Source organism: Paenibacillus sp. S28 (assembly GCF_016624415.1).
Classification (GTDB): domain Bacteria; phylum Bacillota; class Bacilli; order Paenibacillales; family Paenibacillaceae; genus Paenibacillus_AQ; species Paenibacillus_AQ favisporus.
Genome location: NZ_JACVTM010000001.1, coordinates 395,374 through 416,023 on the forward strand (window position 1 = coordinate 395,374; position 20,650 = coordinate 416,023).

At 52.9% G+C, this 20,650-nt stretch carries 17 protein-coding genes; 15 read left to right on the forward strand and 2 right to left on the reverse strand.

From position 1 onward, the window contains the following. From IAE55_RS01725 to IAE55_RS01740, 4 genes are all read left to right on the forward strand, one after another. Complete coding sequence (locus IAE55_RS01725; RefSeq protein WP_145157181.1) at positions 1-438, forward strand: PTS sugar transporter subunit IIA; 438 nt, start codon at positions 1-3, stop codon at positions 436-438. Continuing rightward, a complete protein-coding gene (locus IAE55_RS01730; protein ID WP_145157182.1) occupies positions 435-1,574 on the forward strand; it encodes a mannitol-1-phosphate 5-dehydrogenase in 1,140 nt (379 codons plus the stop codon). Before IAE55_RS01725 ends, IAE55_RS01730 begins: the two co-directional genes overlap by 4 nt. A 63-nt stretch (positions 1,575-1,637) precedes the next feature. After that, positions 1,638-3,362, forward strand: a complete 1,725-nt coding sequence (gene ptsP, locus IAE55_RS01735; protein ID WP_200630758.1) for a phosphoenolpyruvate--protein phosphotransferase — start codon at positions 1,638-1,640, stop codon at positions 3,360-3,362. A 3-nt stretch (positions 3,363-3,365) separates the two neighbouring features. Next, positions 3,366-3,629, forward strand: coding sequence for an HPr family phosphocarrier protein (locus IAE55_RS01740; RefSeq protein ID WP_200630759.1), 264 nt, complete (start codon positions 3,366-3,368; stop codon positions 3,627-3,629). 80 nt (positions 3,630-3,709) lie between these two features. Here IAE55_RS01740 and IAE55_RS01745 read toward each other — a convergent pair whose 3' ends face one another. Then, positions 3,710-5,446, reverse strand: coding sequence for an ABC transporter ATP-binding protein (locus IAE55_RS01745; protein WP_200630760.1), 1,737 nt, complete (start codon positions 5,444-5,446; stop codon positions 3,710-3,712). A gap of 329 nt (positions 5,447-5,775) precedes the next feature. Between IAE55_RS01745 and IAE55_RS01750 the strand changes: the two genes are divergently transcribed. Continuing rightward, positions 5,776-6,045 carry a YrhK family protein gene (locus IAE55_RS01750; protein ID WP_105443203.1) on the forward strand — a complete coding sequence of 90 codons (270 nt, stop codon included), beginning with the start codon at positions 5,776-5,778 and terminating at the stop codon, positions 6,043-6,045. Positions 6,046-6,205: 160 nt separating this feature from the next. Here IAE55_RS01750 and IAE55_RS01755 read toward each other — a convergent pair whose 3' ends face one another. Continuing rightward, positions 6,206-7,465, reverse strand: coding sequence for a cytochrome P450 (locus tag IAE55_RS01755; protein WP_200630761.1), 1,260 nt, complete (start codon positions 7,463-7,465; stop codon positions 6,206-6,208). Positions 7,466-7,887: 422 nt separating this feature from the next. Here IAE55_RS01755 and IAE55_RS01760 point away from each other — a divergent pair, with 422 nt between their 5' ends. The 10 genes from IAE55_RS01760 to IAE55_RS01805 all read left to right on the forward strand — a co-directional run bounded on the left by IAE55_RS01760 (position 7,888) and on the right by IAE55_RS01805 (position 20,622). Then, complete coding sequence (locus IAE55_RS01760) at positions 7,888-8,880, forward strand: BadF/BadG/BcrA/BcrD ATPase family protein (protein WP_200630762.1); 993 nt, start codon at positions 7,888-7,890, stop codon at positions 8,878-8,880. Between the two features lie 445 nt (positions 8,881-9,325). Beyond that, positions 9,326-10,375 (forward strand): nucleotidyltransferase family protein, encoded by a 1,050-nt coding sequence (locus IAE55_RS01765; protein ID WP_200630763.1) that lies wholly within the window; start codon positions 9,326-9,328, stop codon positions 10,373-10,375. Further along, positions 10,372-11,538, forward strand: a complete 1,167-nt coding sequence (locus IAE55_RS01770; protein WP_200630764.1) for a glycosyltransferase family 4 protein — start codon at positions 10,372-10,374, stop codon at positions 11,536-11,538. Before IAE55_RS01765 ends, IAE55_RS01770 begins: the two co-directional genes overlap by 4 nt. Positions 11,539-11,551: 13 nt before the next feature. Further along, on the forward strand, positions 11,552-12,667 hold the full coding sequence (locus tag IAE55_RS01775; protein WP_234489234.1) for a glycosyl transferase: 1,116 nt from the start codon (positions 11,552-11,554) through the stop codon (positions 12,665-12,667). A gap of 543 nt (positions 12,668-13,210) precedes the next feature. Beyond that, positions 13,211-14,173 carry an ABC transporter permease gene (locus IAE55_RS01780; protein ID WP_192714383.1) on the forward strand — a complete coding sequence of 321 codons (963 nt, stop codon included), beginning with the start codon at positions 13,211-13,213 and terminating at the stop codon, positions 14,171-14,173. A 13-nt stretch (positions 14,174-14,186) separates the two neighbouring features. After that, a complete protein-coding gene (locus tag IAE55_RS01785; RefSeq protein WP_200630765.1) occupies positions 14,187-15,059 on the forward strand; it encodes a carbohydrate ABC transporter permease in 873 nt (290 codons plus the stop codon). Positions 15,060-15,141: 82 nt separating this feature from the next. Then, positions 15,142-16,773 (forward strand): ABC transporter substrate-binding protein, encoded by a 1,632-nt coding sequence (locus IAE55_RS01790; RefSeq protein ID WP_200630766.1) that lies wholly within the window; start codon positions 15,142-15,144, stop codon positions 16,771-16,773. Between the two features lie 157 nt (positions 16,774-16,930). After that, positions 16,931-17,737 carry a Nif3-like dinuclear metal center hexameric protein gene (locus IAE55_RS01795; protein ID WP_325168592.1) on the forward strand — a complete coding sequence of 269 codons (807 nt, stop codon included), beginning with the start codon at positions 16,931-16,933 and terminating at the stop codon, positions 17,735-17,737. Between the two features lie 108 nt (positions 17,738-17,845). Beyond that, positions 17,846-18,520, forward strand: coding sequence for a GntR family transcriptional regulator (locus IAE55_RS01800; protein WP_105443197.1), 675 nt, complete (start codon positions 17,846-17,848; stop codon positions 18,518-18,520). Between the two features lie 26 nt (positions 18,521-18,546). Then, a complete protein-coding gene (locus tag IAE55_RS01805) occupies positions 18,547-20,622 on the forward strand; it encodes an alpha-glucuronidase family glycosyl hydrolase (RefSeq protein ID WP_200630768.1) in 2,076 nt (691 codons plus the stop codon). The last annotated feature ends 28 nt before the right edge of the window (positions 20,623-20,650 follow it).

Genomic DNA, 20,650 nt, shown 5'->3' on the forward strand with positions numbered 1-20,650 from the left:
ATGAGTATTTTATCCGCAGATCAAATTCGTGTGAATGTTAAAGTTTCCGATAAGTACGAGGCCATTCGCCTCGCCGGCCAAATGCTGGTTGATGCCGGACATGTGGATCAGGAATATGTCGACAAGATGATTGAACGCGAAAACGCATTGTCCACTTATATGGGTGCAGGCCTTGCCATTCCTCATGGGACCAACGAAGCCAAAGGGATGATCAAATCGACCGGACTGGCCGTGCTGCAAATTCCGGATGGGGTTGATTTTGGCGGGGATGAGCCGGCGGTACTCGTCGTCGGGATTGCTGCCCAAAACGGTGAGCATATGGACATTCTGACCAGCGTCGCCATGGTTTGCTCGGATGAGGACAGCATGGAAGGCATCCGTACGGCGAAGACCGCCGAGGAAATTTTGAGCATCTTTGAAAGCGGGATGGAAGAATGAAGGCTCTACATTTCGGCGCAGGGAATATCGGAAGGGGATTTATCGGGCTGCTGCTGTCGCAGTCGGGTTACGAGGTCGTATTTTCCGATGTGAACGAGTCGTTAGTGCAAACGATCCAGCAGCGCGGTTCTTACACGGTCACCATTGCCGACGAGAGCGGGAAGCAAATCCCGGTAGAGGGCGTTAACGCCATTGACGGCCGGGATCCCGCAGCGGTTGCAGAAGCAGTGGCTTCCGCCGATATGGTTACGACGGCTGTGGGAGTGAACATTCTGAAACATATCGCGCCGGGGATTGCAGCTGGTTTAAAGCTTCGGATGGAGCGCGGAGCAGCTCCGCTGCATGTCATTGCCTGCGAGAACGCCATCGGCGCCAGCACGCAGCTGAAAGAACATGTCATGGGCCATTTGTCGCTCGAAGAGCAGCAAAAAGCGGCTTCTTTTGCCGCCTTCCCGGATTCTGCGGTAGACCGTATCGTGCCGCTGCAGCATCATGAGGATCCGCTAGCTGTCACGGTGGAGCCGTTCTACGAATGGGTGATCAATCGATCCCAAATGTTCTCCGGCTCCCAGGAAATCCAAGGTGTTCATTACGTTGACGACTTGATTCCGTATATTGAGCGCAAGCTTTTCACAGTAAATACCGGTCACTGCAGCGCGGCTTATGCCGGATACCGGAAAGGATATGCGACCATCCAGGAAGCGATGAAGGATGAGGAAGTCGCCGGGCTGGTTACCGGTGCGCTTCAGGAAACGGGAAGCATGCTCGTGCGTGCTTACGGCTTTGATGCTGCGGAGCATGAGAACTATATCCGCACGATCATGGACCGCTTCCGCAATCCGTATTTGAGCGACGAGGTTGTCCGGGTCGGCCGGTCGCCGATCCGTAAGCTGTCTCCGGATGACCGCCTGGTCCGGCCGGCGCTTCGTGCCTGGGAGCAGGGCGGTTCCTTCGAGCATTTGACCGAGGTCATGGCGCTGGCTCTTAAATTCGACTTCGCAGAAGATCCGGAGGCCGTCAAGCTGCAGAGCCTGATCGCGGATCAAGGCGCCCGCCAGGCTTTTGCCGGAGTAAGCGGTCTTGATCCAGACCATATGCTGACCGAGAAAGTGTTGAAGGCCTACAATCATCAATAATCGATCGAAAACTAGCATGTTCATGATGGACGAATTCCAACGTAAAATAAGGAGGTATGGCCCATGAGCCAACTGCTGACCGGCGTGCCCGCATCACCGGGCATCGCCATTGCCAAAGCGTACCGGCTGGAAGCGGAGGAGTCCATCCCGCAGCAGAGAAAGGTCGACGATCCTGCGGCCGAGAAACAGCGTCTTCGCAGCGCGGTGGATGCGGCCAAGGCTGATATCGACCGGATCCGGGAAACGACGCTGGAGCGGCTTGGACCGCAGAAGGCCGAGATTTTCGAAGCTCACCTGTTTCTATTGGACGACCCGGACCTGATCGACACGACGCTGGACCAGATTGAGAGCGAAGGCGTCAACGCGGAATATGCCCTGTACGAAGTGGCTTCCAGCATCATCGAAGCGCTGCAGTCCATGGATAACGAGATGCTGCGGGAACGCGCGGCGGACGTTAAGGATATCACGGGACGGGTCATCAGCAAGCTGGAGGGACGGGAGCACAGCGCGCTGTCCGAGCTGAGCGCCGAAACGATTCTGATTGCCAAAGACTTGACCCCGTCGGATACGGCCCAGTTAAATCTGGAATTCGTCCGGGGCTTCGTCACGGAGATCGGAAGCCGGACGTCGCATTCCGCCATCATGGCCCGCTCCCTGGAGCTGGCTGCCGTCGTCGGGACCGGTGCGGATGCTTCTGAGATTCGGACGGGGGATATGATCATTCTTGACGCTACGGCCGGGCAGGTCATCGTCAATCCGTCGGATGAGCAGCTCCGCGATTATTCCACCCGTAAGGCAGAATATGAAGAGTATAAGACCCGCATGCGCAGCTACGTGGACCGGCCGTCGGTCACCGCTGACGGCGTTCAGGTAGAGCTGGCCAGCAATATCGGCGGTATTGACGATCTGGAGAAGGTGCTGGCGAACGGGGCGGACGGCATTGGCTTGTTCCGTACCGAATTTCTGTATATGGGACGCAGCTCGTTCCCTTCCGAAGAAGAGCAGTATTCCGTATACAAGCATGTATTGGAGAAAATGAACGGCAAGCGCGTCGTCATCCGTACGCTGGATATCGGCGGCGATAAAGAGCTGCCTTACCTGCAGCTGCCGAAAGAGATGAATCCATTTCTGGGCCAGCGGGCCATCCGTTTATGCCTGGAGAAGGAGGATTTGTTCCGCACCCAGCTTCGGGCGCTGCTTCGGGCCAGCATGCACGGCAAGCTAGCCATTATGTTCCCGATGATCGCCGTCCTGGGCGAGCTTCGTGAGGCGAAGCGGATTCTGGCGGAAGAACGCGCCAAGCTCGAGCAGGAGGGCACGAAGGTGTCCGATACGCTTGAAGTCGGCATTATGATCGAAATTCCCGCTGCAGCGATCGCCGCTGATGTGTTGGCGAAGGAAGTGGACTTTTTCAGCATAGGCACGAACGACCTGATTCAGTACACGATGGCGGCGGACCGGATGAACGAATCGGTTGCCTATCTGTATCAGCCTCATCATCCGTCGATTCTTCGTCTGGTGCAGCTTGTGATCCAGGCAGCTAACCGCCACGGCAAATGGGCCGGCATGTGCGGTGAAATGGCCGGAGATTCGGCAGCGATTCCGCTTCTTCTCGGCCTCGGACTGTACGAATTCAGCATGAGCGCCTCGTCCGTACTCCCGGCCAGAGAACTGATTTCCCGCTTGTCCAGAGAGGAATGGGCAGGCTTGGCCGAGCAGGCGATCGGTATGAGCACCCAGCAAGAGGTGCTTGATTTTGTCAACCAACAACTAAGGAGTGAAGCATAAGCTATGGTAACCCAAACTTTTACCGTCATCCACCCGCAAGGGTTTCATGCCCGCCCTTCGAAACTGTTCGTAGAGAAGGCAAATAAGTTCCCTTGTAAAGTTACGCTGTTCAAAGGCGAGAAAAAAGCCAACGGCAAAAGCTCCCTCGGGCTGTTGACCCTGGGCATTGCCGCCGGCGATGAAATCCGGCTGGAAGCCGACGGTGAGCAGGAAGAGCAGGCGCTGCAGGAGCTGGGCCAAATGCTCACCAAAATTTACGAAGAGTAGTCTGAAGCAGCAAAAACCATCCAGAGCCTCAGGGAGAAATCCCTATTGGGCTGGATGGTTTTTTGTAGGGGAGCAGCCGGTCACAACTTAAGCTGCATGTTATATAAATGCGCATAGGTGCCGCCCAGTGCCAAAAGCTCTTCATGCGTTCCCTGTTCCGCAATCCCGTCATCGGTCAGCACGATGATCCGCTGTGCATTCCGGACCGTAGACAGCCGGTGGGCGATCACCAACGTCGTACGGTTGTCGGACAGCTTCTCCAGCGACGACTGTACTGCCTGCTCGCTGTCATTGTCAAGGGAACTGGTGGCTTCGTCAAAGATGATCACGGGCGGATTTTTGAGAAACACGCGCGCAATGCTGAGCCGCTGCTTCTGACCGCCGGATAACTTGATTCCGCGCTGGCCGATGTCGGTATCATAGCCGTCCGGCAGCCCCATAATGAAATCATGGGCATGGGCCTTTTTCGCCGCCTCGATGACTTCCTCGCGGGTCGCCTCCACGTTGCCGTAACGGATATTTTCCATAACTGTGCCGGCAAATAAGTAGATATCCTGCTGGACGATGCCAATGTTCCGCCGGAGGGAGCGCAAAGTCAATCCGCGGATGTCTTTGCCATCCAGAAGAATGGTTCCTCCGCTGACTTCATAAAACCGGGGGATCAAGGAGCACAGCGTCGTTTTCCCGACGCCGGACGGACCAACAATGGCTACGTATTCGCCGGCTTCGATGGTAAGAGACAGGTCGGCCAGCACTTCCCGGTGATCGTCTTTATACTTGAAGGAGACCTGCCGGAATTCCACCTTGCCTTCGGCATGGCCGAGCTCTGCCGCACCTGACGAGTCGCAGATATCCGGCTCTACCTCCAAAATCTCCATGAACCGGTCAAACCCCGTCATACCTTCCTGATACAGCCTTGCGAAATTCACCATCCGCTGAATGGGCTCGATCAGAATGCCAATGCATAAAAAGAAGGTCAGCAAGTCCGGAAGCTGCATCGACGAGTGGAGGATAGCGGCACCGCCGAAGACGATAACGGCGACGGTAATCAGCTGCGTAAAGCCGATCATTCCGCCGGAGAAAATGGCTTCACTCTTATACCCGTCGCTCCGGCTCTGGAGAAAGCGGGCATTGGCCCGGGCGAATTTGCGGATCTCCACGTGCTCGTTCGTAAACGATTTGACCACACGAATTCCGGCGAGGGAGTCTTCCACCTGCTCATTGATGTCCCCGATCCGGTCCCGGCTGATTCGCAGAGCCGCATTCATTTTCCGGTTAAAATAAAACGCGTACGCAGCCATCACCGGCAAAAACAGAAAGACGATCAAAGTCAGCTTAACGTCGATCGCGATCAAAATGATAAACGCACCGGTAAATTTCAAGATCGAGATGAGCAGGTCCTCCGGTCCGTGATGGTACAGCTCGGCAAGGGATAAAATATCGTTTGTGGTCCGGGTCATCAGCTGGCCGGTTTTTTGTTCGTCGTAAAAACGGAACGAAAGCTTCTGCAGATGCTCGAACAGTTCGCTTCGCATGTCGCCTTCCATCATCGCGCCCATCATGTGGCCTTTGTAATCCACGAACACCTCGCAGGCAATATGGAGAATGACCAATGCGAGCATCCCTGCACCGACGGCATAGATTTGGGACAGCGCTTCAGAATGAGCACCGTCAAGCAGCTCGGAGGTAATGTAGCGGACGCCGAGCGGAAGAACAAGCGTAATCGCCGACAAAATAAAGGCACATGCCATATCGGCGGCAAACAGTCCCTTGTAAGGTCTATAGTAGGAAATGAATTTTTTGATTCTGGAATTCAATTGGATTCCTCCCGTAATGCAGGAGGGTTAAAGTATAGTCGCCCTCCCGTTGGTAGGTAAGACGGCGATTTTTTTCATAGAAAACACCCTTTCCGTAAGAATTACTTTCATCATATCCGAACAGGTTTCCATTTAGGAGTAAAATTTGCCTATATCTAAAAATTACTGAGGTGTGGGTACGTTTTATTAACGGCTCATGGGATTGATTCATGAAGGGTGGGGCGGGTAATGAAATAAAACGCACTTTCTTATAAAAAGATGCGGGCTCCTGTGCAGGCAGTCCTCTTTGTGTTACAGAAAGGAGCTGATTTATTATCCGCCATCATCTCATGGAGTTTGAGCAACTTAAGACGGATGAACATCACTGGCATTGGGTGGTCAAGTTCCGGCACCACCGGCTTGTGGTCCATGAACCCGGCAAGGTTCTGCGGATCGCGAGCGACATCATCATTTCGCTGTGCTACATTGGTGGCAGCATGCTGTTTTTTCAGAAGTCGATGCAAACGGCGGGCGTGTGGCTGTTCGTCATGGGCAGCTTCCAAATGCTTGTCCGCAGCGTGCTGCGCATTCTGGGCAAAATCGATTGGAAACAGCGCTAAGTCATTACGCAAAAAAAGAGGTCTGGCTGCCATGTGAATCCAGGTCCTTTGGCATGGACCCCGATAATGATCAATCAGATGCATGAGAAAAAGCCGCATTGCTGCGGCTTTTTCTCTGTTCAGGGAAAGCATGGGCTGCGGAACATAAGCAAATTCATATCTAAACACTTCGGACGTTCTGAATGACAATGTTGCTGTGAGGCAGCGACGGAATATCGCTGAAGCTGTAGCTTAAATCCTGCTGTGGCACGTCATAGCTCATCCGGTTGGCCAGGAAGTCGAGGCTCTCCTTCATGATTTCCAGGGTTAGCCATTCGCCGGCGCACCGGTGCCCTGTATCATGATCGCCTCCGCCTTGAGGAATAAACCTGAAAGGGGATCCTCTCCAATGATGAAAACGGTCCGGCATAAACTTCTCCGGCTTGTCCCACAGGTCCGGGTGGTGATTGGTGCCGTACAGGTCCAGCATGGTTAACGCCCCTTGCTCAAATCGATAACCTTTCCAGACAAAATCCTCTGCCACCCGTGCCGCCGTCACGGGGAAGAAAGGATAGAAGCGGCGGACCTCCTGGATAAAGTGGCCAAGCCGCACCTCATCCGATCCGGCCAGCTTTTCCCGCTCTCCAGGCTGTTGAATGACGGCAAGTGCGGTAAAGGCGATATAAATGGAAACGGCGACGATCGGACGAATAATATTCAGCATTTCCACGGCGGCGGTTTTTAAGTCGAGCAGCTGGCCATTCAGATCCCGGTGAAAAGAGATCACGGCCAGTGCCGAATGTTCCGGCGCTGTGAAACGGTTGGCGCGCACGTCCTCAATCAGGCCGCTGACCCAGGACTCCGCCTTGGTTCTGGCGTTCCGGCCTTTCATATAAGTGATTCCAATGGAGGCGGGAGATTCGAACAACGCACCGAACCAGCCCGTTTTCTCTCGTACTTCTTCGGGCTCAAGCGGAACTCCAGCCCATTCGCAGGCAACCCGGCATAACAATTCCTTGGCTTCCTCGTAAATCTCGACTTCTTTCCGCGTTTCAAAGTTTTTCGCTGCAATCTCCCAATATTTTCGGGTCAGCTCCCGTATACGCTGCATCGCGTCGTCGGACATGAGGGACATGAACATCGCTTTCCGGTGGCGATGGGCTTCGCCGTCCAGCGTTTGAACCCCGTTTTCACCGAACAGCGTTTTGATTACGCGTTTGGGTGCCGCACCGAACCGGATAAATTTGTCCTCGTCATAAAACAGCCTGGCGGCTTCTTCCCCGCGCATGCAAATGGCCCGTTCGCCAAGCATACGCGTCTCGAATACATCCGATTGAAATCCGAGGGTTCGGTTCGTGATGTACAAATAGCCTTCTTTAAGAAAAGCTAAACTATGATCCAAGCCTTCTTCTGCCGGCATCGGTCTGTTTCCTTCCAACATGAGTGCAACCTCCTTTTACAAAATAAACCGCATCATATATACATACCCGAACTGTACTCGATTGATCGTACCCGGCATGGACATGAGAAGGATCTGGATAAACAGGGGTACGAATCAAAGTATTCCCATTCTCTCCGTAGGATAACAGGCAGCCGCAAACCAAGATGCTTTGAAGGAAGCGATCAAGAACCCTCGAATGATCCGGAGTCCTGGGTCGTTCTGAGGGTGTTTTCGGTCGGTTTTTTGCTGCTTTTTTTGCGAGGAGCTTGGATCATTGTTCCTATCGTACACTCGATGCAACAGAGGAGGATATGTAGAGAACTTTGTCGAATTAAACCTAACTAGTAAATAACTTCCATGAAGGTGGGAGTTCTTCTCGGGTTAGTGATTGGATGGTAGAGATAAGGGGGCAGGGGGATTATATGGCTGGAAGGAAACTGATTATGGGAATCGACGGAGGGGGCTCCAATACCAGAGTGATCATCGCAAGTCCGGATGGAAACATCGCTGCGTACATCGAGGATCAGAAAGCGGCATCGCAGCATCGGGATAACCAGGCTACGGATAATGTCAAGACGGCGATCCGCAAAGCCCTTTCCGTCGCGGGGTGTTCTCCTGGGGAAATTTGCGGCATGGCCGCAGGCATCGCCGGTTACGACCGGGATCAGGATTTAGAATGGGTGCAGGAACTGACCCATTTACCGGATATGACATGCCCCAAGTGGCACGTAAACGATGCGGTCGCTGCCCATTATGGTGCATTGATGGCAAAGCCAGGCGTCGTGGTGATTTCCGGTACAGGCTCAATTATTTTCGGTATCAATGAAGAAGGGCAATACATACGTAATTACGACTATCATCACTATGCTGCAAGCGCAGCCAGGTTTCTGGTCTATGACGCCGTTTATGAAGCAGTTGCCGGACATACGGACGATACTGACGGGCGCCTGGTTCATGATATGCTCTCGCATTGGAATGCAGCCAACCTTGGGGAACTTGCACTCCTGGGCAGGGACGGTTTCCATGATGACCGCCGCGAAAGGGACCGGGTATTTGGAGCCTTTGCCCCTTATGTTACGGAGGCGGCAGCGGCAGGCAGTTCATTAGCCCAAGCGGTTTGCGACCGGTCCATTCACCAGATCGTGGTCGGCATCCGCTTGCTCGGACGGCATTTTCAGGCCGAAACGCTGCGGGTTGCGTGCATCGGGAGCGTGGCGAACAGCACTTATTTTCAGGGAAAGCTTAAGCGTATCTCCACAGATGATCCGGGAAGACCATTCCGTTTGATGGATCCGCATTTTCCACCTGTTGTAGGCTCGTTCTTATATGCTATGGAGCAGCTGGGACTTCCGGTTACGGACAGCGTCCTCAGCAGGCTTGAGCGCACATTAAGCGTAAAAATAGGGCCATCGTAGAATCATAATGCTCGTTCCCTATCGAGTTTACAATATCTAGCGTATGAATGAGGAAATTTGTAAAAACTGGCGAAAATATCCTATGTATTGGCTTTCATGGCGGATACTCATTCACTTCTGCGAGTATTCGCTATTGAAAGCCAGGGAAGAATTCGTTATTAGTATTAATAGCAGCCTATTTAGGTGAGTGCTAATAATCAGCAACGGGAGGAGGTTATATTTATATGACCATTCTGTTCGATGATGCGGCACTTGATCCCGCCGAGGGGCAAAAGGTCATAGTGGACGGGCTTTAGCGCATAGCAGCTGAATACCAGACAACTCCAAAACAGAAGTCGTTGATGAATGAATTTTTTACGCTCATGGTGCCATGATCGAGAAAAGGTTCGCCATGCGCCGGCTTCTTTTTTTATGACCGAAAACCGAACTGGAGGGTGATCAACCGATGAAAGCGTTGCTGTTGGCCGGGGGACTGGGCACACGTCTGCGGCCGTTAACCGAACAAATGCCGAAACCGATGGCGCCAGTAGGAAATCGTCCCTGGATCGAACACTTGGTAAGGCAGCTTAGAGATCAAGGGGTGAGGGAATTTGTCCTGGCGCTCAAGCATTACCCGGACCTGATTCGAAACCATTTGGGAGACGGCAAAAAATGGGGGGTCTCCATCGAGTATGTTATAGAGAACGAGACGCTGGGTACTGCCGGGGCCATTAAAAACGCGGAATCGCTGCTTGGCGACTGCTTCCTGGTGTTTAACGCAGATATCGTACAGCATATGAATATTAAACCGCTCATTCAATATCATCAGGAACGGCAGGCGACCGTTACCATCGGGCTGACCGAGGTAGAGGATCCCAGTTCTTTTGGCGTTGTAGACATCTCGGAAACAGGCCGCATAGCCCGGTTTGTGGAAAAACCGAAATCGGGGGAAGCACCTTCGAAACTGATCAATGCCGGAATCTATGTCATGAACAAAGAAGCCTTGAGCTACATACCGGCAGGCCGCGAGGTATCGATCGAAAGGGAAACCTTCCCTCTTCTCATCGAAGCAGGGGAAGGCGTGTATGGCTTCACGATGACCAGATATTGGCTCGATATGGGCACCCGGGAACGTTATCGGCAGGTGCATTGGGACCTTCTGGATCGCAAATTGGAGCTGCCTTTGCCGGGTAAAGAGAAGACTTCGGGAATCTGGACCGGGAACAGCTGCCGGATCGGCGACGGTGCCCTTTTGATCCCGCCGGTCGTGATCGGAAACCGCGTGCAAATCGGCGATAAAGCCATCATCGGACCGTATACGGTCATCGGGGATGACTGCCGGATTGCCAATAACACCCGATTATCGGAGACGATTCTGTGGGATGGCTGTCACGTAAGGGAATCAGCACAGCTGTACCAATGCGTATTCGGCTTCGGCTCGGAAATCGGATCCCGGCATATCCTTTACGAAGCTTTTGCTCACCGCATCAAAGAGGAGGAGGAGATTACGGTATGAATCGGATCGCTTATATAGGTACTTATGTGCCTCAAAAATGTGGGATTGCCACCTATACGCATCACTTGCGGCAAAGCGTGAACGGGGCCAGAGGCTGGAAGGGCCAAGATGAGGTTTACGCCGTCAAGCCGGCGTTCAGTTTGTTGGGAGATACGGATCCGATGATCCATGAAGTCGAGAAGGAGGACCGCAAAGCATACCGAAAGCTTGCCGAGCGGTTGAACCGGAGCGACGTCTCCGTCGTTTCGCTTCAGCACGAATTCGGAATTTTCGGCGGGGAAGCCGGAGAATATGTGCTTGATTTGGTCGATCATCTCGATAAGCCGCTTGCCGTTACCTTCCATACCGTATTTGAGCATCCGGAAGAGCCGTATTTAAGCATTCAAAAGCGGGTTGCCCAGCGGAGCGATCTGATACTGGTTATGAACCGGCTGGCTGCCGGCTACCTCCACCGATCGATGGGTGTGCCGATGGATAAAATCCGCTGCGTGCCTCATGGAACACCGGAGCCTGCGGCTGGTTTACGCGAACGGACGCGGCAATCCATGGGCTGGGACGGACGCAAGGTCATGATGTCGTTTGGTCTTCTCAGCCGGGGGAAAGGATTTGATTTGATCCTTCGTGCTCTTCCGGATGTCGTTCGAAAAGTTCCGAACGCCTTGTATACCATCGTGGGGCAGACGCATCCTGAAGTGCGCAAATGGGAAGGCGAGGCGTACCGGCAGGAGCTCGAATCCCTTGCCTGTGAACTGGGAGTGGATGGCCATGTCGTGATGATCGACAGGTTCGTGGAAGAGAACGAACTGGCTGGGCTGTTATCGGCCGCCGACCTGTACGTCACGCCTTATCCGGGCATGCAGCAAATTACGAGCGGAACACTCGCTTATGCGGTTGGCTTGGGCCGGCCGGTTCTGACGACGCCGTATGCCTATGCCAAGGATTTGCTGGGGGATTATCCGGAGCTGCTGATTCCTTTCGATGATACGAAGGGATGGTCGGAACAAATGGGGGCTATTCTCTCCGATGAGGAAACGGCGAAAAGATGGGAACGGGAGATGGTCCGGATTGGAGCCGATATGCATTGGTCCAAGGTCGGTCAGCTCCATCTGGAGCTGTTTAATGGATTAGCCGCTTCCATTCCGGAAATCATGAAAGCGAACTGAGGGAGGGGGACCCTTGAATAGTTACCGCATCTGTCCTAGACATTTGGAAAGGATGACTGATGATACAGGTTTGCTCGAGCATGCCTTAGGTTCGGTTCCCCGGAGACATGAAGGATATACAACAGACGACAATGCCCGTGCCCTGTGGGCTTGTTCGGTTATTCAGCGCATGGAACCGGATGCCAGCGAGCGCTGGCTGAAGCTGGCAGACATCTATCTGGCTTTTCTGCTATGGCTTCAAAAAGAGGACGGAACGTTCCATAATAATATTGCTTATGACTGTTCTCCAGAACCGGAAACGGCATCGGATGACTGCCATGGCCGCGCTGTATGGGCTGCGGTGAATGCATGGGCCGAGCTGCCGGACGAGGGAAGCAGGTGGGCTGCTGAAACGATTCTGCTCCGGTCGGCCGCTGCCGCGCAGCAGCTGCAGTTCCCACGGGGGTGGGCGTATACGCTTGCGGCCTACTCCCGGCTGTGGACAGTGGAGGAATGTTATCCGCTCCGAATGACAAGGCCGGAACTGCTGGAGAAGCTTCAGGCTTGGACACTGATCGAGCGTTTAGAGGGAAATTTGATGGACCTCTACTCCACGTCGGCTGAACCGGGCTGGCACTGGTTCGAGCCGCAGATGACCTACGGAAACGGCGTACTTCCATGGGCACTCTATTCCTCCTATCAAGCCACGGGACGCGAAACCGTCCGGCGGGTGGCCAAGGAATCCCTGGATTTTCTGGCCGAACAAATGACGGCAAAAGAAGGCTGGATCCGGCCGATCGGCAACCGGGGCTGGGCCGATCGCGGCCACCGCAGCCGGTGGGATCAACAGCCGCTCGAAGTGATGAAGCTGTCTCTGGCCGCGAAGGAGGCATATTGGGTGGAAGGCAGTCAGGAATATAAAGAGCTAATCCGGCGCTGCCGGGAGTGGTTCCTCGGTGAAAATGACTGCCGCCGGCCGCTCGCCGATCCTTCAGACGGCAGCTGCTGCGACGGACTGACGCCGAACGGGCCGAACCGGAACAAGGGGGCGGAATCCACGATTTCTTTTTTGCTGACAGAGTATATATATGCCGAGTTGCATTGTGGTCAAGACGAATTGGAAAAGCGTGCCGAGATGCTGAACATTTAACGAACAAGGTAATCATGCCGAAGAGAAGCAGGAATATACGAATGTTTCATATGAAGCGTCAACTGTGATATGTCACGGCTGGCGCTTTTTTGCGGTTGGGGATGACGGTTTTCGTATTCCGCTTGTTCGCAGAGGGCTTAACTTTTTTTAAGTTCTCGAAAGAAAAATATTGAAATCCAGGAAAAGGTCCATTACAATAAAAACAGCTCAACTACCATACTAGTTATACTAGTATTCCAATTTTCTTCTGAACTGCCTCACCATTTTTATTCCGGTCTAATGTTTTTCTAGGTTTAAAAAAGCTTTAGAGAACAGATGTATTGAGTTTTTTCGAAGGTTATTTGTAAGCGCTTTAGGAAAGGGGAGGTCTTGTCAGCGTTCGACGGCCGCACACAGCAGGCAAATTGTAAGCGGTTTATCAGCTTGCCCGGACCGGGATGAAAGTTCATATGTGAAATGGTTGCTCGAGACATCAGATGGATTGGTACGAGAAATGTAAAAATAACAGCGACACGTTCTGCGCGGATTGGAGTGATCTGAAGAATGGAAACGAAGGCCGTTAGCCCCGCCTTGCCCCAGGAAAGAGCCGTCAAGAAGCAGAAGCAGCGTTCTGTGGGGAGGCTTTTACGCAAAGACTGGCAGTTGTATTCGCTCTTGGTATTACCGATCATTTATCTGCTCGTTTTCAAATACGGGCCGATGATCGGCAACGTCATAGCCTTTCGCCGTTTTGTTCCCGGGGGGAGCATTTATGGTGAGAAATGGGTGGGGCTTCACTACTTCCGGATGTTTATCCAGGATCCAACATTCTGGAAAGTATTTACAAACACGCTGATTCTCGGCGCGTTGACCCTGCTGTTCACGTTCCCGATTCCGATCATCTTTGCGTTACTGCTTAACGAAGTAAAGAACAAGAAATTCAAGAAATTCGTTCAAACCGCATCTTACATGCCGCACTTTCTGTCGATCGTCATCGTGGCCGGCATGATCCTGCAGATGACTTCGGCGAGCGGCTCCATCAACGCGCTCATCCGTTTCTTCGGCGGTGACGGTATTAATTTCATGCAGCGGGCCGAGTGGTTCCGGGCGATCTACGTGACCTCCGAGGTGTGGCAGGGCATGGGCTGGGGAGCGATTCTGTATCTGGCCGCACTGACGACGATTGACGACTCCCTGTACGAAGCAGCGAGAATCGACGGCGCCAACCGCTGGAAACAGACGCTGCACGTGACGATCCCCGGCATCCTGCCGACCATCGTCACCCTGCTGATCCTGAACATGGGCAGCTTCCTGGCAATCGGTTTTGAAAAGATACTGCTGCTCTACAATCCCGTCATCTATGAAACATCCGACGTCATTTCTACATATTTGTTCCGGGTCGGTCTGCAATCCAGCAGCTTCAGCTACGCTACAGCCATCGGATTGTTCGAATCCATCATCGGACTCATTCTGGTGTTTTCAGTCAATGCGATTTCCAGAAAAGTAACGGAAAGAAGCCTATGGTAGGGAGGTGCCTCAAGTGAAAGATTCCGTTTCTTATAAAGTATTCAAAATTATCAACACGATCATTTTGCTGCTGATCGTCTTCATTACGGTATTTCCTTTCATTAACGTGCTCGCCCAATCCTTCAGCAGCGAGGCTTATATCAATGCGGGGAAGGTCAATCTGATTCCGAGAGGATTCAATATCGACACGTACCGGACGGTGGCCAAGGATGCGATGTTCTGGACGAACTACAAAAACACCGTCGTGTATACGGTGGTCGGAACGGTTATTTCGATGTTCATGACGACGATCTTTGCCTACGCCTTGTCCAAGAAAAGGCTGATGGGACGCAAATTTTTGACGATGTTCGCGGTGTTCACCATGTTCTTTAACGGCGGGCTGATCCCGAACTATGTGCTCATTAACAGCCTTGGGTTTGCCAATTCGATCTGGGCGATCGTCGTTCCGGGTGCCATCAGCATCTACAACATGCTGATCATGAAATCATTCTTCGAGAATATGCCGGAGGAGCTGGAAGAAGCGGCTTCGATCGACGGTTTGAATACGTACGGGATTCTGTTCCGCATTATTCTTCCGCTCAGTAAGGCGATCATGGCCACCATGATGCTGTTCTATGCGGTGGGACATTGGAACTCATGGTTTTCCTCTTTCCTGTACATGGACCAGAAGGAACTGTTCCCGGTCACCGTTTATTTGCGAAACCTCATTGCCGGGGCAACAGGCGGTGCTTCTGCGGGAGCGACGTCAGCGGATAACCTGACCCAAATCTCTGCGAATATTAAATCGGTTACGATGGTTCTGACTATTCTGCCGATTCTGCTGATTTACCCTTTTGTCCAGAAGTACTTTGTTTCGGGTGTTATGCTGGGTTCCGTGAAAGGATAAATCCGGTCCGGATCGCCGCATTCATTTCATAGCTTTACAGTTCTTTGCAGTTCCGACATTCATTCATGGGGGGAGTAAACAAATGTTCAAGCGTTCTCGTAAAAAATGGGGAATGACGCTGATGGCCGCAGTAATGAGCCTGTCCGTGGCTGCCTGCAGCAACAATCTTGGCAGCAGCGGCGGAGAAGCCAAGGACCAATCCAAAGGTGCGATGGAAAATTACGGCGTTAACGTTTCTTTCAAGGCAACCGAGCCGTTTAACCTGCCGATTCTTTTCAGCGACCAGCCGGCCTACCCTTACAAGAAGGACTGGATGCTGTTCCAGGAAATCACGAAAAGAACGGGTGTCACGCTTCAGCCAACCATCGTTCCGATGAGCGATTACAGCCAGAAGCGCTCGCTGCTGATCAGCTCGGGAGATGCTCCGCTGGTCATTCCGAAAACGTATCCCGGGGAAGAAGCTTCCTTTGTGTCATCCGGTGCGATTTTGCCGGTAAGCGATTACATTGATATGATGCCGAATTTTAAGGATAAAGTCGAAAAATGGGGCATGGAAAAGGAGCTGGACGGACTCCGGCAGGAGGACGGTAAATACTATGTGCTCCCTGGCCTGCATGAAGAGGTATGGCCGGATTATACGCTGCTCGTGCGGACCGACATTTTTGAGAAGAACAACATTCCGATTCCTGCGACCTGGGATGAGCTGTATACCGCTCTCAAGAAGCTGAAGGAAATTTATCCGGACTCGATTCCGTTCTCCGACCGGTTCCAGTTCAACAGTACGCTGAACATTGCAGCGACCGGATTCGGAACGAAGGCAGGCTGGGGCTTCGGCAACGGACTCACTTACAAAGCGGACAAGGACGAGTTCGTGTACACGTCCACGACGCCGGAATACAAAAATATGCTGACGTATTTTAACAAGCTTGTATCCGAAGGACTGCTGGACAAAGAAAGTTTTACGCAAACGGATGATCAGGCGACTCAGAAGTTCGTATCCGGTAAATCGTTTGTGATCAACGGCAACTCCCAGACCGTCGTGCTGCATCGCACGGACATGAACAAATCGCTCGGGGAGGGCAAATTCTCCATCGCCAAAATTACAGTGCCAGGAGGACCTGCAGGTCAGCTGATGTCAGGCTCCCGTCTGGAGAACGGCGTGATGATTCTTGCCAAAGCCAAGGAAAACCCGAACTTTAAGGCGATCCTTCAGTTCATTGACTGGCTCTACTACAGTGACGAAGGCGAAGAGTTTGCCAAGTGGGGTGTTGAAGGGGTAACGTATACCAAAGAGAACGGCGTCCGGAAGCTGGTCGACGATATCAACTATAACGGCCTGAACCCGAAAGGAACGAAGGACCTGCGTATCGATTATGGCTTCTCCGGAGGGGTGTTCGCCTATGGCGGTACAACGGAGCTGCTGCAATCGATGTTCAGCGACGAAGAGAAAAAGTTCCAGGAAGATATGAAAAAGACGAAAACCGTCGTACCGGCCGAGCCGCCGATCCCGTATTCCGTAGAAGACCGCGAGCAGGCGACGCTGCTGAGCACGCCGCTGAAAGACTACTCGGATCAAAACACGCTCAAATTTATCCTCGGCGAGCGACCGTTGTCCCAGTTCGACGCATTCGTGAACGAGCTCAAGGGACAGGGTCTGGATAATTATGTTAAGCTTGCCAACAAGACGTATAAAGCTTATAAAGAGAAGAAGTAAGTCGGTAAGTCGTCATAAACACGAACTTATCTGAAGTTACACGAATCGGGTTGCCGTTTCGCCAGCGAAATGGCAGCCTGTTTTCAACTCGCCGGGCGTTATGCCGTATTAGCATGACATCCACCACGAACATCCATGCTTTTCATGGTCCGAAGGAGTGAATGGTTTGCGTGTTACTGCTCAGGAGGTTGTAACGTATTTAACGGAACCCGCCGGAGATTTGGAATCCCGGATCGACCGGATCATCGCCGGAACTCCCGAAGCGGAGGTCCGCGGAATCGGGGTCGCTTTCATCGCTTCCCATGATGTTGTCCTTGAGGCCGCCCGGCTTGGGGTGAACCTGCTGGTTACGCACGAAGGGGCTTTTTACAGTCATCAGGAAGAGCAGGGCTTCGCTCCGGAAGATCCCGTTCATGCGGCAAAGCGGAAGCTGATCGAATCGGATGATATGATCATTTACCGGTTTCACGATCATCCGCACAGTTATCGGCCGGATATCATCACGGCGGGACTGATCGAAGCATTGGGATGGGAGGATGATGAGCACCGGGATCTCGGAACGGCTTCCGTTGTGCAGCTGCCGCAGAGCCGTAGGTTATCTGACATCGCCGAGCATGTAAAACAGAAGCTGAATTTGCCCTACCTGCGTGCCGTCGGCGATCCCGAGACGGTCTGCGGGCTAATCGGAGTTGCTGTCGGGTACAGGGGAGGTGGACAGCACGCGATCCCGTTATTCGAGCAAGAACGTCTGGATTTGATGATCATCGGTGAAGGGCCGGAATGGGAAACGCCCGAATATGTCCGGGATGCAACCGCGCAGGGACGAGCCAAAGCGCTGCTTATGCTGGGTCATGCAGCTAGCGAGGAACCGGGGATGAAGCTGATCAGCGAACGGCTTGCCGGCAGATTTCCCGGACTTCCTGTCCACTTTATTCCAACCGGTTCGATGATAGAAATCCTGTAAGTGTCCGCAGTGTTGACCGACTAAATTATTTTTAAAAAAAGAATGTTTGGCAGTCATTTCAACCTTCGCGTGTTGTGAAATGAAAGCAAGGAGAAAGAGGTAACCGTAATGTCGACAGAGCAGAAAATCAAGGGTTCCACCAGGGCTTATTCCTATAACCTGCTGAGGGAAAGAATTCTTCATTTGGAGCTCGAACCCGGCACCAAAATTTCGGAGAAGGAAATCGCGGACGAGCTGAACGTCAGCAGAACGCCCGTCAGGGAAGCGTTTATGAAGCTGGCGGAAGAAGAACTGCTGGACATCATCCCGCAGAGCGGCACCATTGTGTCCCGCATTAACCTGAAGCATGTGGAGGAAGGCCGGTTTATCCGCGAGAAGCTGGAAAAAGAAATCGTGGCGCTTGCCTGCGACCAATTGGATAAAGACGCCCGGTTCATGATTGAAGCGAACATTGCCATGCAGGACGTTTGTGCAGGGCAGAACAATTTCTACAGGCTGTTTGAGCTGGATGAAGAGTACCATCAAATCCTGTTTGATGCCACCGGCAAACAGCGGACGTGGAAAATGCTGCAGCAGCTGAACATTCATTTTAACAGGCTGCGGCTGCTCCGGCTCTCCAAAGACTCCAACTGGGAAAATATTATTCGTCAACATAAGGAAATCTACCAGCTGATCATTCAGCAGGATAAAGAACACGCGATGAAGGTGATGGAGCAGCATCTCCGCCTTGTCGTCGTGGAGCAGGACTTTTTAAAAGAGAAATATCCGCATTATTTTATATAAAGATCATCGGGAGGGACGAGAAGCTCATGGCGCTAGAGGCAAGGCTTCCATACTCGTCAGCGGATCAGGGCTGGCTCAGCTATACGAATAATGAATCACTCGCCGGGATGAAGGAACTGACCCAAATCGCGGTATATGGCAATTCGGATGTGATCGATTCCGCGCTCGCCGAACTCACACACGGCATTCGTGAAATGACAGGCACACTTCCTGCCATCGTGTCAGACCCGGGTCGGCAGGCGTCGAACCTGATCCGGCTTGCTTTACTCGAGGAGATCGGTGTACAGGAAGAATGGATGGATGGAGCACGAATCAAGGATCTGGGGGAAGAAGGGTATGCCATCCGGCGTCGTTCCGAGAACAGCGGCAGTTCGCTGTATGTGATGGCGAATACGGACAGGGGCCTCTTGTACGGCACATTTCATCTGCTGCGGTTTCTGCGGACCGGACAGGAGCTGGACCGACTGGATGTGACGGACAGCCCGCGGAATCCGCTGCGCATGATGAACCATTGGGACAATATGGACGGTTCCATTGAGCGGGGGTATGCTGGCAGATCAATCTTTTTTCAAGATAACCGGTTTGTTGAGGATGACGCCCGTATCCGGGACTATGCCAGGCTGATGGCGTCCATCGGCATCAACGGCATCGCGATAAACAACGTCAATGTCCACCGGTCGGAAACGCAGCTGATTACTCGGCAGTTTCTGCCGGACGTGGCGAATGTGGCCGGGATCTTCCGCCGTTACGGCATCCGATTGTTTCTCAGCGTCAACTATGCAAGCCCGATGGAACTTGGCGGACTGGACACGGCCGATCCGCTGGATTCCCGGGTGGGCGATTGGTGGAAGGAAAAAGCAAAGGAAATATACGAATATATTCCCGATTTCGGCGGATTTGTCGTAAAAGCGGATTCGGAGCATCGTCCGGGCCCGTTTACATATGACCGTACGCATGCGGACGGTTCGAACATGCTGGCGGAAGCGCTGGAGCCGTTCGGCGGGCTCGTCATTTGGAGATGCTTCGTGTACAACTGCCTTCAGGATTGGAGAGACCGGTCAACGGACCGGGCACGCGCAGCTTACGACCATTTTAAGCCGCTCGATGGGCAGTTCAAACCTAACGTCATTCTCCAAATCAAAAACGGTCCGATGGACTTTCAGGTCCGTGAAGCGGTATCCCCGCTCCTTGGAGCCATGCCCGGCACGAATCAGATGCTGGAGTTTCAAATCACGCAGGAGTATACGGGGCAGCAGAAGCATCTGTGCTATCTTGTTCCCCAGTGGAAAGAGATCCTGGACTTTGATACGTTCGCCCAAGGCCAGGGCACCGAGGTCAAGAAAGTGGTCTCCGGGGGGATCTACCCTTATCGAGCCTGCGGGATCGCCGCCGTCATTAACGTGGGAGACGACCAAAATTGGACCGGGCATACGCTGGCGCAAGCCAACCTTTACGGGTACGGCCGCCTCGCCTGGAATCCGGATCTGACCGAAAAGGATATCACGGACGAATGGATTCGTCTTACATTTGGCGGCGATTCTTTGGTTTCCGCTGAAATTGAACCTATGCTTGCAGACTCATGGCATATTTACGAGAGCTACACCTCACCGCTTGGCGTCGGCTGGATGGTCAACCCGGGGCATCACTACGGACCGAATGTCGACGGTTATGAGTATTCGGTGTGGGGAACGTATCATTTTGCCGATTGTCACGGCATCGGCGTAAACCGGACGGTCAAGGACGGAACCGGCTATGTCTCCCAATATTTCCCCGAAAATGCACAGCGGTATGAATCGCTGGAATCGTGTCCGGATGAGCTGCTGCTGTTCTTCCATCACGTTCCGTACAGCCATGTGCTTCATTCCGGCAAGACGGTGATCCAGCATATTTATGACACCCATTTCGACGGTGTGGAGGGTGTGGAGCAGCTGATCGGGCGTTGGAGCAAGCTGGAAGGTCATATCGATGAATGGCGCTACCGGAATGTCTGGGAGCGGCTGCATATTCAATTGGAGCATGCCAAAGAGTGGCGGGATGTCATAAATACGTACTTTTACCGGAAATCCGGTATTCCGGATGCAGCCGGCCGAACCATCTATTAGTCATTCAACGATCATATCCCTTACGAGT

Coding starts and splice junctions, on each gene's coding strand:
- IAE55_RS01725 (WP_145157181.1), top strand. CDS start 1: ATGAGTATTTTATCCGCAGATCAAATTCGTGTGAATGTTAAAGTTTCC.
- IAE55_RS01730 (WP_145157182.1), top strand. CDS start 435: ATGAAGGCTCTACATTTCGGCGCAGGGAATATCGGAAGGGGATTTATC.
- ptsP (WP_200630758.1), top strand. CDS start 1,638: ATGAGCCAACTGCTGACCGGCGTGCCCGCATCACCGGGCATCGCCATT.
- IAE55_RS01740 (WP_200630759.1), top strand. CDS start 3,366: ATGGTAACCCAAACTTTTACCGTCATCCACCCGCAAGGGTTTCATGCC.
- IAE55_RS01750 (WP_105443203.1), top strand. CDS start 5,776: ATGGAGTTTGAGCAACTTAAGACGGATGAACATCACTGGCATTGGGTG.
- IAE55_RS01755 (WP_200630761.1), bottom strand. CDS start 7,465: ATGTTGGAAGGAAACAGACCGATGCCGGCAGAAGAAGGCTTGGATCAT.
- IAE55_RS01760 (WP_200630762.1), top strand. CDS start 7,888: ATGGCTGGAAGGAAACTGATTATGGGAATCGACGGAGGGGGCTCCAAT.
- IAE55_RS01765 (WP_200630763.1), top strand. CDS start 9,326: ATGAAAGCGTTGCTGTTGGCCGGGGGACTGGGCACACGTCTGCGGCCG.
- IAE55_RS01770 (WP_200630764.1), top strand. CDS start 10,372: ATGAATCGGATCGCTTATATAGGTACTTATGTGCCTCAAAAATGTGGG.
- IAE55_RS01780 (WP_192714383.1), top strand. CDS start 13,211: ATGGAAACGAAGGCCGTTAGCCCCGCCTTGCCCCAGGAAAGAGCCGTC.
- IAE55_RS01790 (WP_200630766.1), top strand. CDS start 15,142: ATGTTCAAGCGTTCTCGTAAAAAATGGGGAATGACGCTGATGGCCGCA.
- IAE55_RS01800 (WP_105443197.1), top strand. CDS start 17,846: ATGTCGACAGAGCAGAAAATCAAGGGTTCCACCAGGGCTTATTCCTAT.
- IAE55_RS01805 (WP_200630768.1), top strand. CDS start 18,547: ATGGCGCTAGAGGCAAGGCTTCCATACTCGTCAGCGGATCAGGGCTGG.